Raw genomic sequence first — 16,285 nt, forward strand, 5'->3', positions numbered from 1 at the left:
CAGCCATATTCGCGGCTGGCTTGCTTTTTCCGGCCGCGCAGGATGCCCGCGACTTTACTGCACGAAGCCGATAATGTCGCGGACTTCCTTCATGGTTTTTTCCGCGCGGGCCCGCGCCCTTTCGCCGCCGTCGCGCAGGACGCCGTCGATATAGGCCGTGTCGCCCATCAGGCGGCGCATTTCGCCGTTGACCGGCGACAGGACTTCGACGGCGAGCTCGACGAGCGCCGGCTTGAACACTGAAAACTGCTGGCCGCCGAACTCGTTCAGCACGTCTTCCTTGGTGCGGTCGGAAAGGGCGGCGAAGATGCCGACCAGGTTGTCGGCTTCGGGGCGGCCTTTCAGTCCATCGGTCTCGCTCGGAAGCGCGTCCGGGTCGGTCTTGGCCTTGCGGATCTTCTTCGAGATCGTTTCAGCGTCGTCCATCAGGTTGATGCGCGACAGGTCGGACGGATCCGACTTCGACATCTTCTTGGTGCCGTCCTTGAGGCTCATCACGCGCGGCGCGGGGCCTTCGATCAGCGGCTCGACCATCGGAAAATAGGCATGAACCGGCTCTTCGCCGACCGTGATGTCGATGCCGTAGCCGGTGCGGCGGATATGGTCCACGAAGTCGAGATTGAACTTCATTGCGATGTCGCGGGTCAGCTCCAGGTGCTGCTTCTGGTCCTCGCCGACCGGTACATGGGTGGCGCGGTAGACGAGAATGTCGGCCGCCATCAGGCTCGGATAGGCGTAGAGACCGAGCGAGGCCTGCTCGCGGTCCTTGCCGGCCTTGTCCTTGAACTGCGTCATGCGGTTCATCCAGCCGATGCGGGCAACGCAGTTGAAGATCCAGGCCAGCTCCGCATGCTGCGGCACGGCCGACTGGTTGAAGACGATATGGTTCTTCGGATCGATGCCGCTTGCCAGAAACGCCGCGGTGATCGAGCGAATCTGTCCCGGCATGTCGTCATGAACGAGCTGGGCCGTCAGCGCATGCAGGTCGACGACGCAATAGATGCAGTCGTGATGTTCCTGGAGCGCGACGAACTTGCGGATCGCACCGAGATAATTGCCAAGATGGAGATTGCCGGTCGGCTGAACGCCGGAAAAGACCAGCGGCTTGAACTCACCCATGATTGTCCTCAACAGGCTGGTGGAGGGCCCGATCTGTCGATCGAAATTAGCCAGCGGCTTATGCACCCCGAAAGGTCGACAATCAAGGGCCAGTTTTGCGGCCTCTGGAGCTTGGAGCACGGTCGGAACTCAACCCGGAATTTTCCTGAGAACCGCGCCAGGAACGCAGCGCATCCGCCACCCAGGTTAACGCAGATTAAGCATTGCGGCAGCAAGATTCCTAAATTGGAGCATTTTCCTCCTTATTGACGTCACTTTTAGGAATGAAATGCCTCCCCACATCCTAGATGACCTTTCATGAGGAAAGGTCCTTCCATGGGGGATATCATGCGCATTTCTTATCGCGTCGCGCTTGCCTGCCTCTTGACGCTCAGCCTGAACACCGCGGCGCTCGCCGGAAACAAGGAGGAGCGGCGTGTCATCAAGCTGAAGCACGATTACACCGCCGCCTATACGCTGCAGCGGGTCAGTGTGCGGGCCAATTGCTTTCCGAAGGAGCTCAGGCGGGTCCTTGCGCATATTGCGCAGAAGACCGGCCGCAAGCCGGTCATCACGTCGGGTCATCGCCCACATTCCGGCGGTTCGCAGCACAGTCACTGCTATGCGGCGGATATTCGCGTGCCGGGCGTGTCGGAAAAACGCGTGCTGGCAGCGGCCGCCAGCGCTCCGGGGATCGGCGGCATCGGCCGGTACTGCAATGGTCTCGTCCATGTCGACATCGGCCCGAAACGCACCTGGCGTCATTGCGGTCGCCGCTAGGCCTTGGGCTTGCGTCTCAGGTTTCGCCGCAGCATGCCGATGTCTGCCCCGCCAATGGCAAAGGCGATGCTGAAGTAGACGACCATGGCGATGGCCACCAGGCCGCCAAGCGCTGTCAGCTGATGGAGCAGCGAAGCATCCGGCGCCAGCCAAGCGGACCAATAGTCCGACAGATAGACCAGCATGACCGACATGATCGCGGCCGCGATCATCAGGCGCAGGGTGCGGGTGAACAGGGCCCATTCCCAGGTCAGGTGACCGCGGCGATGCAGCGTTATGAAAAGCAGCACGGTATTGATCCAGCCGGCAGCCGCTTCGGCAATGGCGATGCCGCGTTCGGCGAGGATTGGGAACAGCGAGATCGCCAGGGCGGAGTTGATCACCACGGAAATCCCGGTGAACCGCATCGGCGTGCGGGTATCCTCGCGGGCGTAGAAGCCCGGCTGCAGCGCCTTGATCATCACGAAGCCCGGGAGGCCGATGCCGTAGATGGCCAGGATCGCGGCGACGACCGTGGTGTTCTCCTGCGTGAAGGCGCCACGCTCGTAGAGCACGCGGATGATCTCGTCCGACAGGACCCAGAGCGCGGCTGCGGCCGGCAGGGTCAGGAACAGAACGAATTCCATCGAGCGGTTCTGGATGTTGCCGGCTTCCTTCATGTGACCGGCCTTCAGCGCGCGTGCGAGCTCGGGCAGGAGCACCACGCCGACCGCCACGCCGACGACGCCGAGCGGCAACTGGTAGATGCGGTCGGCATATTGCAGGGCGGCGATCGCCCCTTCCTTGCCCGAGGCGATCGCCTGGCCGATCAGCTGGTTGATCTGGGTGATGCCGCCCGTCACCGCCGCTGGAACGGCCAGCACCAGCAGGCGTTTCACGTTCGGCGTGAAGCGCGGGAACTTGAAGGAAAGACTGATGCCGGCATGGCGCACGCCGGCATAGACGACCGCCATCTGCAACACGCCAGCGGCGAGAACCGACCAGGAGAGATACCAGGCGGTCATCGCCGGATCGGCACCTGTATAGAGCGCCCAGAGAAGGGCGCCGATCATCAGAATGTTGAGAAAGACCGGAGCGATGGCGGCTGCGAAGAAGTGATGCAGCGAATTCAACATGCCGGACAGCATGGCGGTCAGCGACATGCACATCAGATAAGGGAACATGACCGCCGCAAGGCGCACCGTCAGGGAATATTTGACCGGATCATCGGAAAAGCCGGGCGCGATCACCCATTGCACCAGCAGCGGCATGGATAGCTCCATGACGATGGTGATGAGCAAAAGCACGGTGAAGAGGACGCCGAAGACTTCCTCGGAGAAGCGCTTGGCACCGTCAACGCCGTTGGCCTCGATCTCCTTGGCAAACAGCGGCACAAAGGCGGCGTTGAAAGCGCCTTCGGCAAAAAGCCGGCGAAAGAGGTTGGGAAAGCGGAAGGCGGCATAGAAGACGTCGGCCATGGGCCCGGTGCCGAGTGCTGCCGCCATCAGTGTTTCGCGGGCAAAGCCGAAGACGCGGCTGCCGAGCGTCGCACCGCCGACGGTCATGAACTTCTTCACCAGCCCCATGGTCAGACCTTGGCCTTCTTCTGGACCGGCACGGCGCGCTGGACGGCCTGGGCGATGATGCCGGACGGCATCCGGTCACGCAGTTCGTCGCCCTGCTCGGCCATGACAGCCTTCAGCTGGGTGACGATGCTCGCCTGGCGGTTCTCGTTGGTCACCTTCTGGCCGACCAGGTCGGTGACGTAGAAGGTGTCGATGACCTTTTCGCCGAAGGTGGTGATGCGGGCCGAGTGGATGTCGAGCGACAGGTCGGAGAGGACCGCGGTGATTTCCGCAAGCAGGCCGATGCGGTCGAGGCATTCGACTTCGACGACGGTGAACTTGTTCGACAGCGTGTTCGAGATCGTCACATGCGGCTGGACCGGGAAGGTCTTGTTCTTCTTCTTGCCCTTGCTGCGGGTGGCAATCACTTCCGGCAGGCGCTTGCGGCCCGACAACACGTCTTCGATCATCTTGCCGATGGTTGCGGCACGCCGCATCTCGTCCTCGTCGATGGGGAACTCGCGGTTGACCAGAATGGTGTCGAGCGCCCGGCCGTCGGAGGTGGTGAAGATCTGTGCATCGGCGATGTTGGCACCGGCTGCGGCACAGGCGCCGGCGATGATCGACAACAGGCGCGGATGGTCCGGCGAGAGCACCGTGATCTCGGTGATCGCATGGAAGGAGTGGGTGCGAACCATGGTCGCCAGCGCCTTGCCGGCCTTGTCCGCTTCACGGATGAAATGGGCGTGGCGCACCTGGTCTTCCAGTTCCACGGAGAGCAGATAGGGCTCGTAGTGCAGCTTGGTATAGGTCTTCTGGTCCTTCTGGCTCCAGTCGCCGAGCGCCTGCGTCAGCATTTCGGCCGCGTGCTTGGCCCGCTCCTTGCGCGACACTTCGGAGAAGCCGCCGGACAGGAGCAATTCCGTCTCGTAGTAAAGCGTGCGCAGCAACTGGCCCTTCCAGCCGTTCCAGACGCCCGGTCCGACCGCGCGGATGTCGCAGACGGTCAGGACCAGCAGCATCTTCAACCGATCGAGCGACTGGACCTTCTCGGCGAAGTCCGTGATCGTCTTGCGGTCGTGCAGGTCGCGGGTCTGGGCGACCATGGACATCAGGAGATGCTGCTCGATCAGCCAGGCGACGAGCTCGGTCTGCTTGGCATTGAGGCCGAAGCGCGGGCAGAGCTTGCGTGCCACCTTGGCGCCGGCGATCGAATGATCCTCCTGGCGCCCCTTGGCGACATCATGCAGCAGGACGGCCACATAGAAGGCCTGGCGATCCTCGATGCTCGGCAGCACCTTGGCCGACAGCGGATGAATGTCCTCGGCCTTGCCCTTGTCGATCTCGGCCAGCACTTCCACGGTGCGGATGAGGTGCTCGTCGACGGTGTAGTGGTGATACATGTTGAACTGCATCATCGAGACGATCTTGCCGAATTCGGGGATGAAACGGCCGAGCACGCCGGCCTCGTTCATCCGCCGCAGCACGAAGCCCGGATCACGGCGCGACGTGAGGATGGCAAGGAAGAGGCGGTTCGCCTCCTCGTTCTCGCGGAAGTCGTGGTCGATCAGCGCCAGCGAGCGGGTCACGGCCCTTAGCGCGTCGGGATGGAATTCCAACCCTTTCAGGTCGGCGACGTGAAAGAGCCGCATGATCGACACAGGATCGCGCTTGAAGACATCCGGGTCGGCAAGCGCGATCCGCCCGCGGTCCTCGATGAATTCCGGCGTGCCCGGGAGTTTGCGGGCGCGATTGGCAAAACGCCCGATCACGCCGGAGAGGCCCGGCGCCGCCTTGGCCTGCTGCTCCTCGAGTGTCGCGCAGAAGATACGCGTCAGGTCGCCGACATCCTTGGCGACGAGGAAATAGTGCTTCATGAAGCGCTCGACGGCGGAAAGACCGGGGCGTGGCTGGTAGCCGAGATTGCGGGCGATCTCCGGCTGGATATCGAAATAGAGGCGTTCCTCCGGCTTGCCGGTCAGGTAGTGCATGTGACAACGCACCGCCCAGAGGAAGTCGTCGGCCTTCTCGAACAGGCGCCATTCCTGGCGGGACAGCACACCAAGCCGGACGAGATCGCCGGCGTCGCGGATGTGGTAGCGATATTTGGCGATCCAGAACAGCGTTTGCAGGTCACGCAGCCCGCCCTTGCCTTCCTTGACATTGGGCTCGACCAGATAGCGGCTGTCCCCCGCCTTGCGATGACGTTCGTCCCGTTCGGCCAGCTTGGCGGCGATGAATTCCGGGGCGGTGTTGTTGGTCACTTCCTGGTCGAAGCGGCGCTGCAGTTCGGTGACGAGTGCCTCCTGGCCGCAGACGAAACGCGTCTCCAGAATGGCCGTGCGGATCGTCATGTCGTCCTTCGACAGGCGCATGCACTCATCCACGGTGCGGGTCGCATGGCCGACCTTGAAGCCGATGTCCCACAACAGGTAGAGCATGAACTCGACCGCCTTGTGCATGTCCGCCGTCAGCTTGGGAGGCGTCAGGAACAGGAGGTCGATATCAGAACCCGGTGCCAGTGTGCCGCGGCCATAGCCGCCGACCGCCGAGACCGCGACCATGTCGGCCTTGTCGCGATAGACGTGGCGCACGACGAGATCGAAGATCACCGAAATCAGCTGGTCCTGAATCCAGGAGATCCGCCGGGCGCAATTGATCCCGCTGCCATCCTGGAACAGCTTTTCCTTGGCCAGTTCCCGGCCGTCGGCGCTGACCTTCTTGAGGATCGGCAAGAGCCCGGCCCGGATGTCGAGCAGGTGGCCGGAATGCGCGAGCGCGACGGCCTCGCAGTCAGCCTTGAGGGCGGCGACGTCGAGCAGGTCGCCGTATTCGAGTTCGGTCATGGCCATTGTTGCGGCATGCTTTCTTCGGCTTGTCGGCCTGCCCGAAGGCCGGCGACGGATGGCGCTATAACGCCTTTCGGGCGCCTTGGACAGGGATATTAGCCCTCAAGGCTTGCCAAGTTGTTTCCTCAGGTCATACAGCGCGTCGAGCGCCTGGCGCGGTGTCATGTCGTCGAGATCAAGGCCTTTCAGCATTTCCTCGACCTTGGACGGCCCTGCCTTTTTCGCCTCCTCACGGCGCACCGCCACCTGGAACAAGGGCAGGTCGTCGATCAGCGAACTTGCCGGATTCTTGCGATCGGCATCCTCCAGACGGGTCAGCACATCACGCGCCCGGGCGACGACGGAAGCCGGCAGACCGGCAAGGCGCGCCACCTGAATGCCATAGGAACGGTCGGCGGCGCCTGGGCCGACTTCGTGCAGGAAGATCACGTCATTGTCCCATTCCTTCACCCGCATGGTGACGTTGGAAAGGCGCTCGAGCTTTTCCGACAGCACCGTCAGTTCATGGAAATGGGTGGCAAACAGCGAGCGGCAGCGATTGACCTCATGCAAATGCTCGACCGCCGCCCAGGCGATCGACAGGCCGTCGAAAGTCGCCGTGCCACGGCCGATTTCGTCGAGGATGACGAGCGAGCGCTCGGTCGCCTGGTTGAGGATCGCCGCCGTCTCGACCATCTCGACCATGAAGGTGGAGCGGCCGCGCGCCAGATCGTCGGAAGCACCAACGCGGGAGAACAGGCGATCGACCACGCCGATATGGGCAGCACCCGCCGGCACGAAGGAGCCCATCTGCGCCAGGATGGCGATCAGCGCGTTCTGCCGCAGGAAGGTCGATTTACCGCCCATGTTGGGGCCGGTCAGCAGCCAGATCGCGCCGTCCGAGCCCGTCTCCGACGGCGAGAGATTGCAGTCATTGGCGATGAAGGGGTTCGCCGACTGGCGGCGCAGCGCCTGTTCGACCACCGGATGGCGACCGGCGACGATCGAGAACATTCGGCTGTCATCGACCAGCGGCCGGCAATAGCCCTGCTCCTCGGCAAGGGCGGCCAGCCCGGCGGCAACGTCGATCACGGCGAGCGCCCGCGCCGCCGCCTTGATCGGCTCGGCGGCGGCGACCACCTCCGCCGTCATCCGCTCGAAGGCCTCGAGTTCGATCGACAGCGCCTGGCCGGCGGCATTGGCGATGCGGGTTTCGAGATCGGCAAGCTCGGTCGTGGTGAAGCGCATGGCGCTTGCCATGGTCTGGCGATGGATGAAGCGGGCCTTGGCCGCCTCCCCTTCCGTCATCGTTCCGGAATTGCCGGCGGTCACCTCGATGAAATAGCCGAGCACGTTGTTGTGCTTGATCTTCAGCGACTTGATGCCGGTCTCCTCGGCATATTGCAGTTGCAGGCCGGCGACCACCCGGCGCGACTGGTCGCGCAGTGCCCGCACCTCGTCTAGCTCGGGGAGGGCACCGGCCTTGAGGAAGCCACCGTCCCGCTTCAGCAGCGGCAGGTCATCTGCCAGCTTCGCGCCGAGTAGGTCGGCAAGCGCCTTGGGCAAGACCTTGAGATCCGCAACGGCTGCGGCGAGTTCTTCGGGAAGAACCGCACTGCCCAGCAGCGCCGCGACCTCGCCGGCCGTGACGATCCCCTGCAGGATCGCGCCGAGATCCCGCGGCCCCCCGCGATCGAGCGCCAGGCGCGAGAGCGCGCGCGGCATGTCCGGCACGCGTTTGAGGCCGTCGCGCAGCCGGTCGGAGAGCGACGGCTCGGACAGCATGAAGGCGACGGAATCCTGCCGTCCGGCAATCTGCTCCGGATCGGTCAACGGTGACATCAGTCGCTCGGCCAAAAGGCGGGCGCCGCCGCCGGTTACCGTCCGGTCGATGGCTTTCAGCAGCGAGCCGTTGCGATCGCCCGACAGCGTCTTCACCAGCTCGAGATTGGCACGCGTGGCCGGGTCGATGAACAGCGTGGAGGCGGCACTCTGGCGCTCGGGAAGCCCAAGCGGCGGGCGTTCGGAGATCTGGGTCTTCTCGACATAGGCAACGGCGGCGGCGGCGGCAGCAATCTCGGCGCGGCTGAACGTGCCGAAACCATCCAGCGTCTTGACGCCGAAATAGCGGGCGATGCGCCCTTCCGCCGTCGCGCTGTCGAACAGCACCGCCGGCTGGGGCACCACCACGCGGCCCAGCACGTCGAAGGCGGGTTTCAGCTCGGGATCGAAGAACAGCGTGTCGGCGACGATCAGTTCGCGCGGCTCGATCCGGAGAATATCCGCGAGCAGGCGCCCCTCGTCGGTCTCGGCGAGACGGAAGATGCCGGTCGAGATGTCGATCCAGGCGATCGCCAATTGCGGGGTCGCACCGCCCCGGATGCGGGCAAGCGCCATCAGGTAGTTCGATTCCGATGGCGAAAGCAGCCTCTCCTCGGTCAGCGTGCCGGGGGTCACCAGACGCACGACGTCGCGCTTGACCACCGACTTCGATCCGCGCTTCTTCGCCTCGGCGGGATCTTCCACCTGTTCGCAGACCGCGACGCGGAAACCGAGCGAGATCAGCTTTTGCAGGTAGTCGTCGGCGGCATGGACCGGCACGCCGCACATCGGGATGTCCTGGCCCAGATGCTGGCCGCGCCGGGTCAGCGTGATGCCGAGCGCCCGCGAGGCGTCGACGGCATCCTCGAAGAACAGCTCATAGAAATCGCCCATCCGGTAGAACAGCAGGCTGCCCGGATTGTTGGCCTTGATCTCGATATACTGTTCCATCATCGGGGTCGCCGACGCGCGACTTTCCTCCGAGGCAAGCTCGGCTACGTTCAGGACCTCGTTGGTGGGGACGCTGTTGATTGTCACTGTCTGAAGTTTTCTTGAAACGGAAGTCGTGCAACACTAACGACCTAAGCCAAGCAAAAACAACCGCCAAGGTCGACCGGGCCAAGGCTGCCCACAACAAGCTTCGAGGGAACATGGCAAGCAAGGATCGCAACGGACGCAGCAAGACGTCGGTCACGGAGCAGGAAGCGCTCGATTTCCACGCCCAGGGACGGCCGGGCAAGCTGGAAATCACCCCGACAAAGGCCATGGCCACCCAGCGCGACCTGTCGCTTGCCTACTCGCCGGGCGTCGCCGTTCCGGTCAAGGCGATCGCCGCCGATCCGGCAACGGCTTACGACTACACGACGCGCGGCAACATGGTCGCCGTCATCTCCAACGGCACGGCCATTCTCGGGCTCGGCAATCTCGGCGCCCTGGCCTCCAAGCCGGTAATGGAGGGCAAGGCCGTGCTCTTCAAGCGCTTCGCCGACGTCGATTCGATCGACCTCGAGGTCGATACGGAGAATGTCGAGGAGTTCATCAACTGCGTGCGTTATCTCGGGCCCTCCTTCGGCGGCATCAACCTCGAGGACATCAAGGCGCCGGACTGCTTCATCATCGAGAGCCGACTGCGCGAACTCATGGATATCCCGGTCTTCCATGACGACCAGCACGGCACGGCGATCATCGCCGCGGCGGGCCTGATCAACGCGCTCGAACTGACGGGTCGCGACTTCAAGACCACCAAGCTGGTCTGCAACGGCGCCGGCGCTGCAGCGATCGCCTGCATCGAACTCATCAAGGCGATGGGCTTTGATCCCGCCAACATCATCCTGTGCGACACCAAGGGCGTGATCTATCAGGGCCGGATCGACGGCATGAACCAGTGGAAGTCGGCCCATGCGGTCAAGACCGACCGCCGCACGCTGAAGGAAGCCATGGAAGGTGCCGACGTGGTGCTCGGCCTGTCGCAGAAGGGCGCGTTTTCGGCCGACATGATCCGCTCCATGGCGGCAAACCCGATCATCTTCGCCATGGCCAATCCCGACCCGGAAATCACCCCGGAGGAAGTCGCCGAGATCCGCGACGACGCCATCATGGCGACGGGCCGCTCGGACTATCCGAACCAGGTCAACAATGTTCTGGGCTTTCCCTACATCTTCCGGGGAGCGCTCGACGTGCGCGCCTCGCAGATCAACGATGCGATGAAGATCGCCGCCGTCAGGGCGCTGGCAAGCCTGGCGCGCGAGGACGTGCCCGACGACGTCGCGGCTGCCTACCAGGGCAACCGGCCGCGGTTCGGGCCCGAATACATCATTCCCGTGCCCTTCGATCCGCGCCTGATCTCGGCCATCCCGGTCGCTGTGGCGAAAGCGGCGATGGAAACCGGGGTTGCCCGCAAGGCGATCGACGATCTCGATGCCTACGCCCAAGAGCTTTCCGCCCGGCGCGATCCGATTGCCGCCACCACGCAGCGGCTCTACGAGCGCATACGCCAGAACCCGCGCCGGGTCGTCTTCGCCGAGGGCGAGGAAGAGCAGGTCATGCGGGCGGCGATTTCCTTCGTCAACCAAGGGCTCGGCACCGCCATCCTGCTCGGTCGCGACGCACCGCTCAAGGAGACCGCCGAACGCGCCGGCATCGATCTCGACCGCCCCGGCATCGAGGTGGTCAATGCCCGCGTCTCCACCCGGGTCGAGGCCTATACCGAATATCTCTACTCGCGCCTGCAGCGCAAAGGCTACCTGCACCGCGACTGCCAACGCCTGATCAACACCGACCGCAACCATTTTGCCGCCTGCATGGTGGCGCTCGGTGATGCCGACGCCATGGTGACCGGCACCACCCGCAACTACTCGACCGCGCTCGAGGACGTCCGCCGCTGCATCGATCCGCAGCCGGGCCATCGGGTGATCGGCGTGTCGCTGGCGCTGACGCGCGGCCGCACGGTTCTGGTGGCCGACACCGCCGTGCACGACATGCCGACGGCGGAGGAACTCGCCGACATCGCCGAGGAGGCCGCCGGCCTTGCCCGACGCCTCGGCTATGAACCGCGCGTGGCGCTTCTCGCCTATTCGACCTTCGGCCATCCGACCGGTGAACGCTCCGAACGCTTGCGCGAGGCGGTGAAGATCCTCGACAAGCGCCGTGTCGATTTCGAGTATGACGGCGAAATGGGGGCCGACGTCGCGCTCAACGCCCATCGCATGGAACAGTATCCGTTCTGCCGCCTGTCGGGCACGGCCAATGTCCTGGTCATGCCGGCGATCCACTCGGCCTCGATCTCGACCAAGATGCTGCAGGAACTCGGCGGCTCGACCGTGATCGGCCCGCTGCTGGTCGGCCTCGAGAAGTCCGTGCAGATCGCCCAGATCGGCGCCAAGGACAGCGACATCGTCAACATGGCGGCGATCGCCGCCTACAATGCGGGCGAGTGATCCGGCAGAAACCCGATCAAGCATCAAAGAAAACAGCCCGCCGACCCAAGTCGGCGGGCTGTTTTTTCCTCAAGCCTTCACGGCATGAGGATCAGCTGGCGAAGCGGCCCGCGTCGGCGCCGTAATAGTTGCGGTAGCGCTCGGAAATGCTGGAAATCGGCAGGACAATCAACGCGTCCGTCGTGTTGAAGGCGTGGTCGACCACCGCGCCCTCGCCGATCATCGCGCCAACGCGCAGATAACCCTTGATCAGCGGCGGCATGGCGGCAAGCGCCTTGCGCGGATTGATCGCCTCGACCGGCATCAGATCCATTTCGCGATAGAGTTCGGGCAGTGCGCGAACCGCCCATTCACCACGCGCCACGGCGTTGTGGTAGAGGAAGGACAGCGCCAGCGCATGCTCTTCGGGACGAATGCCGGGGAACGAACCGCAGCCGAACATGGCATCGACACGATGGGTCAGTGCATAGGCCCAGCATCCCTGCCACAGAAGTTCGACGGTGCGTTTGCTGCGGTATTCCGGCAGAACGCAGGAACGGCCGAGTTCCATGAAGCGCTTTTCCGGATGACGTGCCATCAGGGCGTCGACGTCGAATTCGGTCGCCGAGTAGAAACCACCATTGGCGCGCGCCACGTCGTGACGCAGAAGCCGGTAGGTGCCGACGATCTGATCCTCCGGGTCGCAGTCGAGCGAGCGGTCCAGCACCAGGAGGTGATCGCAGACCATGTCCCAGGCATCGATGTCGCGCTTGCGGCGGGCCGATTCCGGAGGGATCTGCGCGCCCATCTCTTCGACGAAGACCCGGTAGCGAACGGCCTGCGCGGCGTCGATCTCGCGATCATTGCGGGCAATTCTGGTTTCCAGGTTGCCGATACGTCCGAGCAAGCCTTCCGTCGTCCGACCGTTGACGACGGCGGACTGCGCGCCACCATCAACCAGGGACACTCGATCCAAAAGTTCAATGCTCATAGCGACTCGTCCGGGTTGTCTTAAAGCGCCATAAACCATGGATGTGCGACAGCAAAGTGACAGATGACGCTGTACTGACAGAGCCCCGGCGGGCTCTTCCGCTTCCGGCTGTCCCGCGCATCCGCGGCAGAGGACAGATTACGCTTTCGAGGCCCGATGCGCCAGTATCTCGTCGAGGAGAATGAGAGCGGCACCGACACTGATGAAGCTATCGGCGAGATTGAACACGGCAAAGGACCAAGTCTGGGTATAGAAGAGCACGTAGTCGACCACGTGACCATAGACGAAGCGGTCGATGATATTGCCGAGCGCACCGGCGATGATCATGGCAAAGCCGAGATGGGCGATGTGGTGTCCGGGTCCGGTCCGTTTCCACAGCCAAAGGACAAAAGCGACGATGACGATCCGCAAGCCGACGATGAACCAGCCATGGGCGTCGGCCAGCATGGAGAAGGCGACGCCGAGATTGTGCGTGCGGTAGAGCGCCAGCATGGGCATGACCGGCACGGCCTCGTGCAGCGGCAGGTAAAGCTCGACGGCAAGCTTGATCGCCTGGTCGAGCAGCAAGGCAATGGCGATGAAGATCGCGGCCGGCAGCGGCCGGCTGAAGGGGGCGAGGAAGGTGTTCATTTGGGCCCGTCGAGGGTCAGAAGATGGCGGCGGACCTCGAACAGCATGACGCCGGTCGCAACGGCCAGATTGAGCGAATCGGCGCGTCCGACCTGCGGAATCCGAGCCAGCGCATCGGCGGCAGCGGCCAGATCATCCGGCAGGCCGGATTGCTCGTTGCCCATCATCAGCACGACCGGTTTGCTGCGGTAGTCGATGGTGCGATAGTCGACCGCGCCGGCAAGATGGGTCGCGACAAGACGCGCGCCACACTCCTTCTTCCAGCGCAGGAAGTCGGCGGGCGTCGTCTTGACCAGCGGCACGGCGAAGAGCGAGCCCATCGTGGCGCGCACGGTCTCCATCGAAAACGGGTCGGTGCAGTCGCCCACCAGGATTACGCCCGAGGCGCCGGCCGCATCGGCGGTACGGATGATGGTGCCGAGATTGCCGGGATCGCGGACGCGGTCGAGCGCCACCCAGGTCTCCGATCCTGAAGGGCGGACATCCTTCAGCGCATTCCAGCGCTGTTCGAAGACGCCGGCGACCATCTGTGGATTTTCCCGCCGGGTGACCGACGCCATGACCTTCTCGCTGACCTCGAGCACCAGGCCGCCTGCGGCGACGGTGCGGGCGGCGACCTTTTCGACCAGGGGCTTGCCCTTGGCACCCTTGGAATAGATCAGCGTGCGGATCGTCCAGCCGAGATCAAGCGCGTCGATGACCAGCTTCAGGCCTTCCGCCATGAAGCTCTTGGTCTCGTCGCGTGTCTTCTTCAAGGACAGCGCCTTGATGTCCTTGATGATCGGGTTGGCGAGGCTGGTGATTTCCTTGACCTGGCCGACCCGACGGGGGCCGTCATTCCTGTATTCTTCGTTCATTTCGGCACCCAGCGGCTGAAAAGAGAGGTCGAGAGCGCCCGCCCCGGGGTCTTGCCGTCGAGGCCGGCCTCGCGGATCACCAGTTCGCCGGATTCAACCAGGCCGCCCTTGCCGCGCATCGTCTCGCGCATCAATTCATGGATCGAATAGAAGCTTGCGCGGATCGAATAGGCGGTGAGCACCAGGCCCAGCGCCTTGGGTGCCAGGAGTTCGCGGCAGATGTCGAGCATCAGCGGCAGATGCTCGAACAGGTGCCAGACCTCGCCATTCGGTCCCCGGCCGAATTTCGGCGGATCGGTCAGGATGATGTCGTAGCGATGGCCGCGCCGCTCCTCGCGCTGGATGAACTTCATCGCATCGTCGCAGATCCAGCGGATCGGCGCCTTGTCGAGCCGGCTCAGCGACTGGTTTTCGCGCGCCCAGCCGATCGCCTTCTTGGACGCATCGACATGGGTGACCTCGGCCCCGGCGGCGGCGGCAACCAGAGAAGCGACACCGGTATAGCCGAACAGGTTCAGGACCTTCAGCGGCCGATCTGCCGTCTCGACACGCTCCTTCATCCAGCTCCAGTGGGCGATCTGCTCAGGGAACACGCCGACGTGACGGAAGGATGTGAAACGGCCGAGAAAATCGACGCCGAGCAGCGACAGCGGCCAGGTTTCACCGAGCGCTTCGCGGGGAAAGCGCCAGCGGCCCATGCCGTCCTCATCCGTGTCGCCGGTAAAGATCGCATCGGCCTTTTCCCAGACATGGGCCGGCAGTGCCTTGGGCCACAAGGCCTGGGCTTCCGGCCGGACGATGCGATAGGGACCGTATTGCTCGAGCTTCTCTCCCGCGCCGCTGTCGATCAGATGGAAGTCGCCGGCGCCCTGGGATTCGAGGATCAGCGGCACGCGTTCGGCCGGGCGCTCGCCGGTGCGCACGATCAGTGTCCGCTGCGGCTCGGCCGGCGGGCGGGCACTGTCGGCCGCCACCGGCACGTCGGCCGGCTTCGGCGTACGCGCCTCCCCTTCGGAGGGCCTCACGCCGCGCGGCTTGTGGGAGACGCTCCCGTCCGCATCGCGAAGGCCAGCCTTGGCGGGCTTCGCCATGGGCTTGGACGCCTTCCCGGCCTTTCCGGCGGATGCGTTGCGCATCGGCCGGCGTTCCTTGTTCTTCACGCGATGATCCTGCTTGTCGTCCTGAAATCGAGCGAAACGCCTTAGCATCCCTGCACAGATGGGAAAAGCGCTTTCCCGCCGCCATCTTCGCGCGCCTTGCGTGCGACAGCGTCACATTTTCTGTGTCACCTTGCCAGCATCACCTGGCCAGCGTCACTTGGCCGGAATCTGCGGCAATCCGCTGCCGGCCAGTTGTTCGGCGCGACTCTTGTGTCGATCGGCCTCGGCCTGCCAGCGCACGACCTGGCGGGATTCGGTGCGGGCCTTCTTGCGGTACTTGCCCTGAGCGAGCCAGGTCGCGGCAGAGCCGAGCAGAAGACCCAGAATGAGCGCGAGAAACAGGAAGACGAAGAATGGCGCGGTCAGGGACAAGAGGGCGTCGTCGGGCTTGAACGGATTGAGCGCGAGCGTCACCGCCTGCCGATTGGCGACCGACAAGACGATCAGCACGATCGCCAGGGGCACGAAGACAACCAGACTGACGACTTTCTTGACCATAGCGCATTACTCCTCGACGGCCCGCCGCCACGCATCCGATCTGAGCTCGGCGGATGCCTCCAAGTTAAGCCGCGTCGCGGGCTTTTCAAGCGCGCCGGGCTTCTGACCGATTATTCGTCGCCCTCGTCCGCCATGCCGGGATTGAGCCGTTCGCGCAATTCCTTGCCGGTCTTGAAGAAGGGAACCCATTTTTCCTCGACGAAAACGGTTTCGCCGGTGCGCGGATTGCGGCCCGAGCGCGAAGGCCGGTTCTTCACCGAGAACGCGCCGAAGCCGCGCAATTCGACGCGATTGCCCGCCGCGAGCGCGTCGGTGATCTCGTCCAGAACCGCATTGACGATGTTTTCCACGTCACGATGGTAGAGATGCGGATTACGCGCCGCGACAATCTGCACCAGTTCCGACTTGATCACGCGCGCCCCCTGAATGGTTGAGTAGACCTTGGTCGCTCCAAACGTGCCAAACCGAAAAAGCAGCGTCAAGGAACAACTTAACCGGCCCGAGGCGATCCGCTCGGCCGCCGGTAAAACACCACAATGTCGCGCGATAATCAACCTTCGGCGGTCGTTTCGCCTCATCTTGGACATCGGAGCCAGGCAGCATGTGGTGTGCAGGCCTTGCTGTCCGGACCGGCGGCGGCCGCTTGTATTCGGTCAGGCAAT

General features: G+C 63.8%; 12 protein-coding genes. 2 read left to right on the forward strand and 10 right to left on the reverse strand.

The window, feature by feature from the left end; all coding sequences use genetic code 11:
* Positions 1–54 precede the first annotated feature (54 nt).
* On the reverse strand, positions 55–1,119 hold the full coding sequence (trpS, locus tag DYZ14_RS00410) for a tryptophan--tRNA ligase (protein WP_154718842.1): 1,065 nt from the start codon (positions 1,117–1,119) through the stop codon (positions 55–57).
* 327 nt (positions 1,120–1,446) lie between these two features.
* On the opposite strand from trpS, the gene DYZ14_RS00415 reads away from it, so the two are divergent.
* The gene (locus DYZ14_RS00415; RefSeq protein WP_154718843.1) at positions 1,447–1,878 is read left to right on the forward strand and encodes a YcbK family protein; all 432 of its coding nucleotides are present in this window, start codon (positions 1,447–1,449) and stop codon (positions 1,876–1,878) included.
* Here the strand turns inward: DYZ14_RS00415 and murJ are convergent.
* From murJ to mutS, 3 genes are all read right to left on the reverse strand, one after another.
* Complete coding sequence (murJ, locus tag DYZ14_RS00420) at positions 1,875–3,443, reverse strand: murein biosynthesis integral membrane protein MurJ (RefSeq protein ID WP_154718844.1); 1,569 nt, start codon at positions 3,441–3,443, stop codon at positions 1,875–1,877. The two genes, DYZ14_RS00415 and murJ, sit on opposite strands and share 4 nt — an antisense overlap.
* Positions 3,444–3,445: 2 nt before the next feature.
* A complete protein-coding gene (locus DYZ14_RS00425; RefSeq protein ID WP_154718845.1) occupies positions 3,446–6,274 on the reverse strand; it encodes a [protein-PII] uridylyltransferase in 2,829 nt (942 codons plus the stop codon).
* A gap of 99 nt (positions 6,275–6,373) precedes the next feature.
* A complete protein-coding gene (gene mutS, locus DYZ14_RS00430; RefSeq protein WP_154719384.1) occupies positions 6,374–9,025 on the reverse strand; it encodes a DNA mismatch repair protein MutS in 2,652 nt (883 codons plus the stop codon).
* 197 nt (positions 9,026–9,222) lie between these two features.
* On the opposite strand from mutS, the gene DYZ14_RS00435 reads away from it, so the two are divergent.
* The gene (locus DYZ14_RS00435) at positions 9,223–11,508 is read left to right on the forward strand and encodes an NADP-dependent malic enzyme (RefSeq protein ID WP_154718846.1); all 2,286 of its coding nucleotides are present in this window, start codon (positions 9,223–9,225) and stop codon (positions 11,506–11,508) included.
* A 91-nt stretch (positions 11,509–11,599) separates the two neighbouring features.
* On the opposite strand, the gene DYZ14_RS00440 is transcribed toward DYZ14_RS00435, so the two are convergent.
* The 6 genes from DYZ14_RS00440 to DYZ14_RS00465 form a co-directional block, all read right to left on the reverse strand.
* Positions 11,600–12,478, reverse strand: coding sequence for a GNAT family N-acetyltransferase (locus DYZ14_RS00440; protein ID WP_154718847.1), 879 nt, complete (start codon positions 12,476–12,478; stop codon positions 11,600–11,602).
* A gap of 138 nt (positions 12,479–12,616) precedes the next feature.
* Positions 12,617–13,108: a signal peptidase II gene (gene lspA, locus DYZ14_RS00445; RefSeq protein WP_115668655.1), complete on the reverse strand. Its 492-nt coding sequence runs from the start codon at positions 13,106–13,108 to the stop codon at positions 12,617–12,619.
* Positions 13,105–13,965, reverse strand: coding sequence for a TrmH family RNA methyltransferase (locus DYZ14_RS00450; RefSeq protein WP_154718848.1), 861 nt, complete (start codon positions 13,963–13,965; stop codon positions 13,105–13,107). The genes lspA and DYZ14_RS00450 overlap by 4 nt, the downstream gene beginning before the upstream one ends.
* Complete coding sequence (locus tag DYZ14_RS00455) at positions 13,962–15,173, reverse strand: class I SAM-dependent methyltransferase (RefSeq protein ID WP_445292172.1); 1,212 nt, start codon at positions 15,171–15,173, stop codon at positions 13,962–13,964. Before DYZ14_RS00455 ends, DYZ14_RS00450 begins: the two co-directional genes overlap by 4 nt.
* A gap of 105 nt (positions 15,174–15,278) precedes the next feature.
* Complete coding sequence (locus tag DYZ14_RS00460; RefSeq protein WP_154718850.1) at positions 15,279–15,623, reverse strand: DUF1049 domain-containing protein; 345 nt, start codon at positions 15,621–15,623, stop codon at positions 15,279–15,281.
* Positions 15,624–15,733: 110 nt separating this feature from the next.
* Positions 15,734–16,036 carry an integration host factor subunit beta gene (locus tag DYZ14_RS00465; protein ID WP_028738774.1) on the reverse strand — a complete coding sequence of 101 codons (303 nt, stop codon included), beginning with the start codon at positions 16,034–16,036 and terminating at the stop codon, positions 15,734–15,736.
* Positions 16,037–16,285: the final 249 nt, after the last annotated feature.

Source organism: Ciceribacter sp. T2.26MG-112.2 (assembly GCF_900492205.1).
In the GTDB taxonomy this organism is placed as follows: Bacteria; Pseudomonadota; Alphaproteobacteria; order Rhizobiales; family Rhizobiaceae; genus Allorhizobium; species Allorhizobium naphthalenivorans_A.